We start from the raw sequence: 12,925 nt of genomic DNA, 5'->3' as shown, positions 1-12,925 counted from the left end.
GACTTGTAGCCCGGATGAGCGAAGCGACATCCGGGAACGCAACGCGCGGCATAGTCACGGATGTCGCTTCGCTCATCCGGGCTACGGGATTGAGTGCTTGGAAAGGGCGAGGGCTACCCGCCTCAGCGCAGCGCCGCGGTCCGCACGACGAACGCCGTCGTCTCGATCTTCGCGGTCGCGCTGCCCGAGAAGCTATCGCAGGCCAGGCCCCGCATCGGATCGTCGGTGAAGCCCATCGCGACCACGGCCTGCGGCTTGACGAAATAGCCGCGCAGCGCCGCCATATCGAGCTCGCCCATCAGCGTGACCGACATCGAATTGCTGGCGCTCGGCGACAGCATCACGATCTTGAGCCAGATGTTTTCGCCCTTGGCCGCGGACAGTCGGGTCGCGGTCGCGATCACGCCGTCGGTGTTCTTGCCGACCACCGTGTTGATCTCGGTCGCGGGCGCGCCGTTGCGCGCAGCCGGACGGGCGGAGCGCGGGATCGGCGCGGAGGCGGCGACGACGTTGGCGCGGTCGACCGGGGAGGCGGCCGGCGCGTAAGCCAGCGCCTGAAGGGTTGCGTTGGAGACGCTCGCGGTCGGCTGCGGATCGGTGGCGGCGGCGAGGGCCTGGCGCGCCTTCAGCGCGGCGATCTGTGCGGGCGTCGCCTGCTGCGGCGTGGCTGGGCCATCCCAGAAGCCGCGGGCATTGATGATGTCGGCGGGGGTCTCGAGCTTGCCGGCCGCCGGCTTGTCAGCTACGGGCGCGGGCTTCGGCTTGGGCGGCGCAACGAGCTGCGCATCGGCCGAGGCGAGCTGAATCGCGGCGGCGACGGATGGCTTGGCGCGCGGCGTCGGCACCGGTTCGGCAGGCTTGGTTTCGGCAGACTTAGCTTCGGCAGGCTTGGCTGCGGCGGCGACCACGGTCGGCTTGGCGGCCGGAGCGGGCGTGCCCTCGTCATCCTCGTCGCTGCTGGCGGCGGCCGGAGCCGACTTGCTCTTGAACAAAGCGGCGAAGAAGCCCGGCTTGCTGGGGCCGTCGTCACTGCCGCGGCGCTCGATCTCGGCCCTTGCGAGCTCATAGCCCTTCAGCGGCACGCCGTCGGTCGGCAGATGCACCGTCTTTCCGTCCGGGAAGACGCGGGCGAGCTGGTCATGCGTCATGCGCGGCCAGTGCCGGATGCTGCCGGTGTCCAGATGCACGAAGGGCGAGCCGGAGGTCGGATAGAAGCCGACGCCGCCGCGCTGCAGACGGAGGCCGGCGAAGCGGATCTGCTCCAGCGGTATGCCGGGAATGTAGAAGTCCATCGCATGCCCCAGCATGTGCTGGCTGAAGCGCGCCACACCCGAGGAGCGGCGGCGGAGCATGGCGTTGGTGGCGGGGGAGCGATAGGAGGAGATGATCTGGATCGGCTGTTTGCCGTCGACGTCGCGATAGACTTCCCAGAGGATGTCGAACAGGTGACGGTCCATCACCGTCTCGTCCTGGGTGCGCCAGTCGCGCAGGAAGTGGTTGAGCTGCTTCAGCGCGGCTTCGTCGTAGCGGCCATCGCGCTTGAAGGTGACGGTGAGGTCTTCGCCGGAATGGGTGTGGTGGAAGGAGAGGGTCTTAGTCTCGTTCAGCGCGGCGGCGTTATGGACTGAACCGGCGGCAGCAAGCAGCAGTACGGAAGCAAGGCCGATCCGGGAACCGACCTTCACTCCCGCATGGGACAACGACAGCACAGCAAATTGGCGTGCGATACCAGTCAGCACGAATGAGCCCACCCAGTCGACGTGCGTTCAAAATGGACTCTCCCGCCAACCCCGTTAGCACGCGAAAGAGGATGAACGCTTTCTTAAAGCAAGAAGGTTAATTCGAGGTTGACCTTCCCGCCCCCAAACCAAGTCAGACTACAATCCTAAACGCTTGAGTGTGGCAAAAAAACGCCCTGTGCCCGGGGCTCGGGTGGATAATGGTCAAAGCGACCCCATCCAGGGGATGAGGTCGCTGATTTTATTGCAGAATTTCAGGAAATGAGGCGCCGGTGCCGGGCTGGGCTCAGCGGGTGAACACCCGCTGCTGCTGCGGCCGGCGGCCGACCGGGGCCGGCGGCGGGGTCGGGGCCCCGAACAGGCGCTCGAAGAAGTTCGGGCCGGACGAGCCGAAGCCGCCGCCATTGTTGGCCACCGCCACGCCCGAGGGCAGGGTCGTTGCCGGGCGCGAATAGCTCGGCTGCGAGTGGGCGACGACGTTCTCGAGATCCTTGCCGCGGCCGTTCTTCAGGATGTTGAGCATGGTCGCGTCGCGGCCATAGACGTCCTTGCGGAATTGCAGCTTGCCGCCGTCATCCACGAACGCGGTCTGATAGGTGATGTTGACCGGGATCGGCGTCGGGAATTTCAGGTCGATCTCGCTCTTGCCGTACATGCTGCGCACGCGCTCGGGCGTGTACTTCTCGTTCGGCATCGCGATGTTGAGCAGCACGGAGGCGTACTGATCCGGGTTCTGCACGCGCATGCAGCCATGGCTGAAGGCGCGATCTTCCCGGGCGAACAGGTTCTTGTCCGGCGTGTCGTGCTGATAGACCAGGAACTTGTTCGGGAAGTTGAAGCGGATGCGGCCGAGCGCGTTGGCTTCACCGGGCGGCTGCGAGATGTGCACCGAGCCGTCGCGGTTCTGCTCGAGCTTGAGGCCCATGCGCTGGAGCACGGTCGGGTCCTGCTGCAGCGCCGGTAGATATTCGTTGTAGACGATCGACGGCGGCACGTTCCAGGTCGGATTGACCGTGATGTACTTCATGGTCTCGGTCAGCAGCGGGGTGGCGTGCTGGCCCGGCTTGCCGGTGACGACGCGGGTGGTCCAGACCTGCTGGCCGCGCTGCATCACCTTCAGCGTGTAGTCGGGAATGTTGAGGATGACATAGGCATCGCCCAGCGCAGGCACGCCGAGGTCGCGCGGCAGCCAGCGCCAGCGCTCCATGTTCACCAGCACCGTGTCGATCTGCTTGTCGCGCTTCGGCGTGTTGATCGCCTTGACGGTCTTGTCGTCGAGGATGCCGGTGACCTTCAGCTCGGCGCCGGCCTGGAATTTGCGCACGGCTTCGGCGACGGTCGCGTCATAGCGGGTGTCGCTGGCGTTCTCGGCAATGCCGAGCTTGGCGCGCAGCTGCGGCACGCGCGGATCGTCGACGACGACCTCAGCCTGCTTCTTGCCGGCCGGGGTGTATTTCAGCGCCGGACCGTCGGCGATCTCGACCACCGGGCCGCTGCCCTGGCCGCGCAGTTCGGCGAGCTTGGCCTTCAGCTCCTTGTAGAGCTTCTGCGGCGGGTTGTAGCTGTCGAGCGCGGCGGAGGCGTCGGCCGCGGTCGTGACCTTGGTGAGCACTTCGCTCGGGTCGACCGGGTGCTCGGGATAGAGGATGTCGGCGCTGACCTGCGACCAGTGCATGCGGCCGCTCTGCGCCTGGCGCGCATAGTCGAACATGCTGGCGGTGAGCTTGAGCTCGGCGTCGGCGAGCGCGTCAGGGTTCGTCGCGGCGGCGAAATCCGGCACCGGATAGTCGGCGGGGTTCAGGCCGTCGGAGGCGGCGTCCTTCAGCCGCGCGATCACGCCCTTGGCCGCAGCCGTCAGGCTGCCGGCTTGGGTCCAGACCGGCGCGAAATCGCGGGCACCGTAAAACTTCTCGATCGCCGCACGCTCGTTCTTACGGTCGAAATGGCGCGAGGTCTTGGCGCCGATGATGTCCTTGAGCTTGTCGGCGACCGGCTGGTCGGCGGCGGGCACGTTGCTCGCGGCCTTGACCGGCTCAGCGGCGGGAGCCGCAGCGGCGGGGGCTGCGGGAGCGGCCGGCGTCGTGGCCGCAGTGTCGGCCTTGGCCGGCTCAGCGTTCGCGGGTTCGGTCTTCGCGGGTTCAGTCTTGGCGGTCTCGCTCTTCGGTGCGTCGGGTGCGGGCGTCGTCGCGACGTCGGACGGCTTGGTCTCGACCTTGTCCGGCGCAGGTACGGCTTCGGCCTTCACGGGCGCAGATTCCTTGGCCGGCTCCTTCGAGGAGTCCTGTACCGTGGCGGTGGTGTCGAGCTTGATGTCTGCTGCGGTCGGGGGCGGGACGTTTGCGGGCTCGGGGCGTGGGATCGCAGCTTCGATCGCGAGTTCGGCGGCGCTGCTGCGCGCCTGATCCTGCGCTAGCGCCGAGCCGGCCGATACCGTGAGGAAGGTCGCCGCGACCGTCATCAAGACACGGTCAAAGCCTGCACGGTGGTTCAAACAGTCACGCATTGTGTCGCACCCCTCGGGTGAACTGTCCCTCGTGGAACAGGTTCGTTATCGTCTAATGAGTTTCGGCTAGACCGCGCCGGCCTCTCGAAAGTTGCACGCCTGCACGCAACGATTCTTACGCAGACGATATACAGGCCCCGATTTTGCAGCCAGCGCTACCCGGGACAACTCACGACAAACTGACTTCAAGGGAGCCTCTTGGCAACGGATTGTGCGCTTGCAACACACGCTTTTCCCTCCGTCTGTCACTTCCAAGTCACGGTTCAAGTCGCAGTCGAATTTTGCCGTAATTCAACGGGTTGCGACCGCATCGTCATGGCACGCGAACCTCCGTTCGCATGAGGCTCAATGCGTCTCTTCACCGCTTTTGCCGCCATGTCCGGGAACCCCGGCTTCGTCGAGTTTTCGGTAGAGCGTGGAGCGGCCGATTTTGAGGCGCCGGGCGACCTCGGACATCTGTCCGCGATAATGCGAGATGGCGAAGCGGATGATCTCGTTCTCCATGTCCTCCAGCGGACGAACGTCGCCGGTCGGGGTCAGCATCGAGAGGCTTCCTGCCAGGGGCAGCGGCGCAATGGGTATTTCATTACCCGATACCAGGGACGGCACCGCGATCGGCTCGAGCATCAGCGGAGCGGTCGGAATCTCCGTTGCGGAATGCGGCTGCGAGGTGAGCAGGGGGAAGTCGCCGAGCCCGAGCTGGTCGCCCTCGCTCATCACCACGGCGCGATAGACGGCATTCTCGAGCTGGCGGATGTTGCCGGGCCAGTCGAGCTGGGCGAGGTGTGCAACAGCCTCGCCGCTGATGCCGGTGATGGAGCGGTTCTCCTCGGCGGCGAAGCGCGCCAGGAAATGCCGCAGCAGATGCGGGATGTCCTCGCGGCGGGCACGCAGCGAGGGGATCGTCAGCGGCAGCACGTGCAGGCGGTAGAACAGGTCTTCGCGGAAATGGCCCTGCTTGACCCGTTCGAGCAGCTTGCGGTTGGTCGCCGAGACGATGCGGACGTCGACCTTCAACGGCTTGCGGCCGCCGACCGCCTCGACTGCGCCTTCCTGCAGCGCGCGAAGCAGCTTGACCTGCGCGGTCAGCGGCAGCTCGCTGACCTCGTCGAGGAACAGCGTGCCGCCATGAGCCTCGACGAACTTGCCGGTGTGCCGTTCGGTGGCGCCGGTGAAGGCGCCCTTCTCATGGCCGAACAGGATGGACTCGACGAGATTGTCGGGGATCGCGCCGCAATTGACCGCGACGAACGGCTTTGCCCTGCGCTCGCCGCTGCCATGGATGGCGCGCGCGAACATCTCCTTGCCGACGCCGGACTCGCCTTCGATCAGCACGGGAATTGAGGAGTTCGCCGCCTTCTGCGCGGCGCGCATGACCGGCGCCATCGCCTCGGCGCGCGTAATGATGTCGGAGAAAGTCAGCCGGCCCTCGCGGCTGTGACGGATGCGCTGCAATTCGCCCTTGAGCGCGGATGCGTTGAGCGCGTTGCGAAGCGAGACCTGGAGCCGCTCCACGCCGACCGGCTTGACGACGAAATCGGCCGCGCCCGCGCGCATCGCCGAGATGACATTGTCGATGCCGCCATGGGCGGTCTGCACGATGACGGGTACGCTCAGGCCGGCGTCGCGGATCCGCGCCAGCACACCCATGCCGTCGAGGCCGGGCATCACGAGATCGAGGATGACGGCGTCGATCGCCGGTGCATCGGGGGCGGTGAGGGCGGCGATCGCGGCGTCGCCGGACTCCACGACGACCGTCTCATAGCCGCATTTCTGCACCATGTTCTCGACCAGCCGGCGGGCTACAGCGTCGTCGTCGGCGATCAAAATACAGGCAGCCATGGTGTTCCCCGCACGCTACTACTATCTGTCTCGAATCGGGGCACTCTGGCCGAAGCCGATTAACGCACTCTTAAACCTTGATGCCCCCGCCCGCCGTCGCGCTTGTTGAACACAGGTTTCCCACACAATGAATTCGCGCTCCAAGCCTGCCCTGACTAAGCCCGCTCTCACGAAGTCCGCTCTCCGCAAGTCAACCGCCGCCAAAAAATCTGCAGTCAAGAAATCTGTCGCCAAGGCAAAGCCCTCCAAGCCTTCTCTCGCCAAGCCTTCGTCCGTAAAGCCTTCGTCCGCAAAGCCTGCGAGCAAAACCGGCAAGCTTCCGGAATGGAACCTGGCCGATCTCTATTCCGGGATCGATGCGCCGGAAGTGGCGCGCGATCTCGAAAAGATGGATGCCGATTGCGTCGCGTTCGAGACCGACTACAAGGGCAAGCTCGCCACAGGGACAGCAAACGAAGATGGCGGAAAATGGCTCGCCGAGGCGGTGCGACGCTATGAGGCGATCGACGACCTCGCCGGCCGTCTCGGCTCCTATGCCGGCCTCGTCCATGCCGGCGACAGCGTTGATCCCAAGATTTCAAAGTTTTACGGCGACGTCTCGGAGCGGTTGACGGCTGCGTCCACGCATCTTCTGTTCTTCGCGCTCGAGCTCAACCGCGTCGATGACGATATTTTGAACCGCGCGATGCAGGCCGCCGAGCTCGCGCATTACCGTCCGTGGATCGAGGATCTGCGCAAGGAGAAGCCGTATCAGCTCGACGACAAGCTCGAGCAGCTCTTCCTGGAGAAAGCGCAGACCGGTTATTCCGCCTTCAACCGGCTGTTCGACCAGACCATTTCCGGCCTGCGCTTCAAGGTCGGCGCGAAAGAGCTCGCGATCGAGCCGACGCTGAACTTCCTGCAGGACCGTGACGGCGCCAAGCGCAAGGCTGCGGCGGAGGCACTGGCGAAAACCTTCAAGGCCAATGAGCGCACCTTTGCGCTGATCACCAATACGCTCGCCAAGGACAAGGACATCTCCGACCGCTGGCGCGGTTTCAAGGACGTCGCGGATTCCCGCCACCTCAACAACCGCGTCGAGCGCGAGGTGGTGGATGCGCTGGTCGCTTCCGTGCGCGCGGCCTATCCAAAACTGTCGCATCGCTATTACGCGCTGAAGGCGAAGTGGTTCGGCAAGAAGCGGCTCGCCTATTGGGATCGTAACGCGCCGCTGCCGTTTGCGGCGACCGACGTGATCGGCTGGCCCGATGCGCGCAACATGGTGCTGACGGCCTATCGCGGCTTCTCGCCCAAGATGGCCGACATCGCCGAGCGCTTCTTCACCGACCGCTGGATCGACGCGCCGGTGCGTCCGGGCAAGGCGCCGGGCGCGTTCTCGCATCCGACGACGCCGTCGGCGCACCCCTATGTGCTCATGAACTACCAGGGCAAGCCGCGCGACGTGATGACGCTCGCGCACGAGCTCGGCCATGGCGTGCACCAGGTGCTGGCGGCGAAGAACGGCGCGCTGATGGCGCCGACGCCGCTGACGCTGGCCGAAACGGCAAGCGTGTTCGGCGAGATGCTGACCTTCCGGCGGCTGCTCGCGCAGACCAAGAGCCCGAAGCAGCGCCAGGCGCTGCTCGCAGGCAAGGTCGAGGACATGATCAACACCGTGGTGCGGCAGATCGCGTTCTATTCGTTCGAGCGCGCGGTCCACACCGAGCGCAAGAACGGCGAGCTCACCGCGACGCGGCTCGGTGAGATCTGGCTGTCGGTGCAGGGCGAGAGCCTGGGTCCCGCAATCGAGATCAAGGCGGGCTACGAGAACTACTGGATGTACATCCCGCACTTCATCCACTCGCCGTTCTACGTCTACGCTTATGCGTTCGGCGATTGTCTCGTGAACTCGCTCTATGCCGTCTACGAGCACGCGGCCGAGGGCTTTGCCGAGCGCTATCTCGACATGCTCGCCGCTGGCGGCACCAAGCATTATTCCGAGCTGCTGCGGCCGTTCGGGCTCGATGCCAAGGATCCCAAATTCTGGGATGGCGGCCTCTCGGTCATCGCCGGCATGATCGACGAGCTGGAGGCGATGGGCTGAGGCGACGCTGCGGGTTCCCGCAGCGCCCCTCGACATATTTTCACAAGATGCGGCGCCGGCGCGAGTTCCAGCCGGCGGCCTTGCCGTGCGCCCCTCGCGAAGGTCGCACGCGCCTGCGATGTGGCATTGAACGTTTGCATCCCCGGCGAGACTAATCCTCATAGGGCTATTTTTATTGATTTTGCAGCCGTTGATTGCCGGTGCTCCGCCGCTGCGGGGAGGCACACATGCTCGATCAGGTTCAGCCGACGAAGCCCGCGGAGGCGCGGGCGCTACGGTCCACTGAGGACGTGCCCTGGTGCGAAAAGCATCACCAGATCGTTCGCGATGAAATCGAAGCGATCAATACACGGCGCGAAGAGACGCGCCAGATCCCCACGGATGGTCTGCAATCCTGCCAGATGCTGGATGTCACCGGGCTCGCCCTGTCCGGCGGCGGCATTCGCTCCTCGGCGCTTTGCCTCGGCGTGCTGCAGGCGTTGAACCACCACAATCTGTTCCGGCGGATCGACTATCTCTCGACCGTCTCCGGTGGCGGCTATATCGGCACCTCCCTCAGCGCGACCATGACGGTCGCGCGGCGGTTCGTTTTCGGCGAGCGGCCTTCAGGCGGCACCGCGACCGCGAACGAGATCAGCGATACCGCCTCCGTCGGGCACATCCGGAACTACTCCAACTATCTAATCCCCGCCGGCGTGCGCGATCTGCTCACCGGAATTGCCATCGTGGTGCGCGGGCTGATCGCCAATATCGGGATCATCCTTCCGATCATCCTGATGCTGGCCGCGGTCACCATGTGGTCGACGCCGACCCGGACCTGCCTGACGGTTGGCAATCTGTTCGGTGTCAGCTTCGTCGATTCCAAGACATGCGAGCTGCACGATGTCAGCTTCTTCAATCACCATACGTTCACCCTGGTCGGCGCCATCGGTGCGGGAATCCTGCTTGTCGTCGCCGGGCTGGCTTACCTCTTCTCGCGGTCCGAAAGAGGGAGCGGTCCTGCTATCGTATGCATCTATGCGGCCGTGGTCGTGCTTGTCGTCGGCGTGGCGTGCGACCTCGCGCGCGTGCTCCAGGTGAAGAATTTCGCGCTGACTTTGGCAACGTCGATCATCGTGCTTGCGCTGTTCTTCGTATGGGCGATCGTGCGGTCCTTCGCCGGCCCGAGCAAACGGCAGGAATTCCGCTCGCACCTGCCAACCGTGGGGGCCACCTTCCTGGTCCTGCTGGCGGGTATCGCCTTCTTCGAATTTCAGCCCTTCATGTTGCGACAGATGTTCGATGTTGCCGACAGCAGCGTGATCGGTGGGCCGGTCGGCGGCGTCGCGGTGACATGGCTGCAGTCGCTCGCCGCCGTCGCGGCGCCTGTCGGGGTCTTCGTGACCGCGTTCCGGCAGCAATTCCTCGAGCTGCTCAAGGGCAACAGCGTGTCCTCGCAATGGGGATCGATGCTTCTTGCGATCGGTGCCAAGGTCGCACTCTGGATCGCCGGCCTCGCCTTACCGCTGATCATCTGGGTCGCTTATCTCAATTTGTCGTATTGGGGGATCTCCAACGATATCTTCAAGAAATGCTCGGCCCAGACCGAGCAGAGGGACTGCATTGCCAAGGCAAAGTTGACCGCAACCCTGCCGGGGGCGCTCGCAGGCAAGGTGCAGCTGGACCGTAACGCGGCGATCGAATTCGCCGAGGCAAAGCCTGCGCCGCCACCGGAGCAGCCCGTCAGCATGGACTCCGATCGGCTGGCGACCTTGCACGCGCCGGCGTGGCTCCAACCCGCAGCACAATGGCTGAGGCCCAAGGTCCAGCCGTACTTTCCGGATCTGTTCACGGGAACGGGATCCGACGCGGCCTATTCCTACACCCTGCCGGTGATCGTCCTGTATGCGCTGACGGGTCTGCTGCTGTTCCTGGTCTCCTGGCTTTTGACACCAAATGCCAACTCGCTGCACCGGCTGTATCGCGACAGGTTGAGCAAAGCCTTCCTGTTCGATCCGACCCGATCGGCGGAGAGCGATCTCGCCCGTGCCGAGGCCAGCCTCGACCAGGGCCGCGATTTCAAGCCGCTGGATCGGATGAAGCTGAGCGATCTCTTTGGCGTTCCGGCCGCTGCGGCTGACGGCCAACAAATCGGGGCGAGGTTGCTGGCGCCCTATCACCTCATCAACACGGCGCTGAACATCCAGGGCTCGGACTTCGCCAACCGGCGCGGCCGCAACGCCGACTTCTTCGTGTTTTCACCGCGCAATGTCGGGAGCGAGGCAACCGGCTACGCGTCGACACTCGCCGTCGAGAAGGCCGAGCAGAGCCTCGACCTCGCTACGGCCATGGCGATCTCGGGCGCCGCGGCGTCGGCGAACATGGGCTCGAACTCGATCCGCGCATTGACGCCGACGCTCGCGCTGCTCAACGTCCGGCTCGGCTACTGGCTGAGGAATCCTCGCTACGTGAACGGGCAATGGTTCCGTCGTTTCTCGCCGCTCTATTTCTGGTCGGAAATCTCCGGCCGGCTCTACGAGAACAGCGAGGGCGTCTATCTCACCGACGGCGGCCATATCGAGAATCTCGGCATCTACGAGCTGCTGCGCCGGCGCTGCCGGGTCATTATCGCCGTGGATGCGGAAGCGGACATGCCGATGAACTTCGCCTCGCTGATGACGTTGCAGCGCTATGCCCGCATCGATCTCGGTGTCCGGATCGATCTGCCCTGGATGCCGATCCGCGATCGTACGCGGGCGGTGATGGCGTGCAATGCCGACCCGCCCAAGTCCAAGAGCCAGCGCGATGACAAGCCGATCGATCACGTTCATGCCGCCATCGGCACCATCGACTACGGGGCAGGCGACACCGGCTATCTCGTCTACCTCAAGTCGTCCCTGACCGGCGACGAGAACGACTACATCCGCGATTACGGGCGGCGGCATGCCACGTTCCCGCACGAGACCACGGGCGACCAGTTCTTCTCCGAAGAGCAGTTCGAGGTCTATCGCGCGCTGGGTTTCCACATGGCCCACGGCTTCCTGTCCGGGACCAATCCGGTGGCCATCGGCTGCGGCGTCGAACCGCGGACGGCCCGCTTCAACGAGGCGGGCGAACCGGCGATCGACGCGGTTCGCGAGGCGCTCGGTCTTCCGATACCCCAATTGCGGGCCGCAGCCGTCACTGCCACGATGATCGATCAGGGCTGAGCCGCGCTCGCCCCGATCTGTCCCGCCAATCGGAATTCCAAATCGGCCGATTTGCGGGAAAACCGCGCTTTCGTGCCGTTGCCCTGCCCGAAGGATTAAGGTATCCCAGCCGAAGAATTCGACTTTCGACGTTCGACTGGGGACAATCCATGGCTGACCATAGCGAAGTGGCGTACACCACTGCCGACGGCAACGACTACGTTGCTCACGAGCAGACCTATGAGGGCTTCATCAAGCTGGTGAAATACGGCACGGCTTCGGTCGCGCTCATCGTGATCCTGATGGCGATCTTCCTCACCTGATCTATCGACTGCTGCACCGACAGCGTGGTCGGTGCCCACAAAATTTGCATACAAGCCGGTTCCAAAACCGGTATCCAACGTTGCGGGAGTGACGCTAAGTTCGCGTGCGCGTTTTTGTCCGCGTCGCCGGAGGGCCTATGAAGATCGCCGTTGCCAAGGAAATCGATCCGTCGGAGCCGCGTGTTGCCGCTTCGCCAGATACGGTGAAGAAGTTCAAGGCGCTGGGCGCCGAGATCGCCGTTGAGCCGGGCGCCGGACTCAAATCGGGCCTGCCCGATTCCGAGTTCACCGCGGTGGGTGCCACCGTCAGCGCCGATGCGCTGAAAGACGCCGACATCATCATCAAGGTGAAGCGCCCCGAGGCGTCCGAGCTCGCGCAGTACAAGCGCGGCGCGCTCGTCATCGCCATCATGGACCCTTACGGCAACGAGGCCGCGCTGAAGACGATCGCCGATGCCGGCGTTGCCGCCTTCGCGATGGAATTGATGCCGCGCATCACCCGCGCGCAGGTGATGGACGTGCTGTCCTCGCAGGCCAACCTTGCCGGCTATCGCGCTGTGATCGAGGGCGCCGAGGCGTTCGGCCGCGCCTTCCCGATGATGATGACGGCGGCCGGCACCGTGCCCGCCGCCAAGGTGTTCGTGATGGGCGTCGGCGTCGCCGGCCTGCAGGCGATCGCGACCGCGCGCCGTCTTGGCGCCGTCGTCACCGCCACCGACGTGCGCCCCGCGACCAAGGAGCAGGTCGAATCGCTCGGTGCGAAGTTCCTTGCCGTCGAGGACGAGGAGTTCAAGAACGCGCAGACCGCCGGTGGTTACGCCAAGGAAATGTCCAAGGAGTACCAGGCCAAGCAGGCCGCGCTCACCGCCGAGCACATCAAGAAGCAGGACATCGTCATCACCACGGCGCTGATTCCGGGCCGGCCCGCGCCGAAGCTCGTGTCGGGAGAGATGGTCAGGTCGATGAAGCCGGGTTCGGTGCTGGTCGATCTCGCCGTCGAGCGCGGCGGTAATGTCGAGGGCGCGAAGCCGGGCGAGGTCGTCGACCTCGATGGCATCAAGATCGTCGGCTACACCAACGTCGCCGGCCGCGTCGCGGCCTCGGCCTCCAGCCTCTATGCCCGCAATTTGTTCTCCTTCATCGAGACCATGGTCGACAAGAAGGAGCAGAAGCTTGCCGTGAACTGGGACGACGAGCTCGTCAAGGCCACCGCCCTGACCAGGGACGGCGCCGTGATCCACCCGAACTTCCAGCCCAAGTCAGCTTAA

The 12,925-nt window shown here is 64.8% G+C and carries 7 protein-coding genes; 4 read left to right on the top strand and 3 right to left on the bottom strand.

All coding sequences use genetic code 11. The annotated features are described in order from the left end of the window. Window positions 1-122: 122 nt before the first annotated feature. The 3 genes from RAD16_RS25640 to RAD16_RS25630 form a co-directional block, all read right to left on the bottom strand. Entirely contained in the window at window positions 123-1,751 is a 1,629-nt protein-coding gene (locus tag RAD16_RS25640) for a DUF882 domain-containing protein (RefSeq protein WP_458160619.1), read from the bottom strand. A 274-nt stretch (window positions 1,752-2,025) separates the two neighbouring features. Continuing rightward, window positions 2,026-4,242 carry a L,D-transpeptidase scaffold domain-containing protein gene (locus RAD16_RS25635; protein WP_458160618.1) on the bottom strand — a complete coding sequence of 739 codons (2,217 nt, stop codon included), beginning with the start codon at window positions 4,240-4,242 and terminating at the stop codon, window positions 2,026-2,028. A gap of 345 nt (window positions 4,243-4,587) precedes the next feature. Next, the gene (locus RAD16_RS25630) at window positions 4,588-6,084 is read right to left on the bottom strand and encodes a sigma-54-dependent transcriptional regulator (RefSeq protein WP_458160617.1); all 1,497 of its coding nucleotides are present in this window, start codon (window positions 6,082-6,084) and stop codon (window positions 4,588-4,590) included. Window positions 6,085-6,211: 127 nt separating this feature from the next. On the opposite strand from RAD16_RS25630, the gene RAD16_RS25625 reads away from it, so the two are divergent. The 4 genes from RAD16_RS25625 to RAD16_RS25610 all read left to right on the top strand — a co-directional run bounded on the left by RAD16_RS25625 (window position 6,212) and on the right by RAD16_RS25610 (window position 12,925). Next, window positions 6,212-8,167 (top strand): M3 family oligoendopeptidase, encoded by a 1,956-nt coding sequence (locus RAD16_RS25625; protein ID WP_458160616.1) that lies wholly within the window; start codon window positions 6,212-6,214, stop codon window positions 8,165-8,167. A 227-nt stretch (window positions 8,168-8,394) separates the two neighbouring features. Continuing rightward, entirely contained in the window at window positions 8,395-11,355 is a 2,961-nt protein-coding gene (locus RAD16_RS25620) for a cell division protein (RefSeq protein ID WP_458160615.1), read from the top strand. Between the two features lie 149 nt (window positions 11,356-11,504). Beyond that, on the top strand, window positions 11,505-11,657 hold the full coding sequence (locus RAD16_RS25615) for an aa3-type cytochrome c oxidase subunit IV (protein ID WP_008136857.1): 153 nt from the start codon (window positions 11,505-11,507) through the stop codon (window positions 11,655-11,657). 137 nt (window positions 11,658-11,794) lie between these two features. After that, window positions 11,795-12,925, top strand: coding sequence for a Re/Si-specific NAD(P)(+) transhydrogenase subunit alpha (locus RAD16_RS25610; RefSeq protein ID WP_458160614.1), 1,131 nt, complete (start codon window positions 11,795-11,797; stop codon window positions 12,923-12,925).

The sequence above is a fragment of the Bradyrhizobium sp. 18BD genome (genome assembly GCF_054185225.1).
The sequence above is the reverse complement of the archived record's forward strand: the minus strand, read 5'-3'. Positions and strand labels throughout refer to the sequence as shown.

Bases quoted from the DNA above. Each gene is read 5' to 3' on its own strand.
- RAD16_RS25635 (WP_458160618.1), bottom strand. From the start codon at position 4,242: ATGCGTGACTGTTTGAACCACCGTGCAGGCTTTGACCGTGTCTTGATG.
- RAD16_RS25630 (WP_458160617.1), bottom strand. From the start codon at position 6,084: ATGGCTGCCTGTATTTTGATCGCCGACGACGACGCTGTAGCCCGCCGG.
- RAD16_RS25625 (WP_458160616.1), top strand. From the start codon at position 6,212: ATGAATTCGCGCTCCAAGCCTGCCCTGACTAAGCCCGCTCTCACGAAG.
- RAD16_RS25620 (WP_458160615.1), top strand. From the start codon at position 8,395: ATGCTCGATCAGGTTCAGCCGACGAAGCCCGCGGAGGCGCGGGCGCTA.
- RAD16_RS25615 (WP_008136857.1), top strand. From the start codon at position 11,505: ATGGCTGACCATAGCGAAGTGGCGTACACCACTGCCGACGGCAACGAC.
- RAD16_RS25610 (WP_458160614.1), top strand. From the start codon at position 11,795: ATGAAGATCGCCGTTGCCAAGGAAATCGATCCGTCGGAGCCGCGTGTT.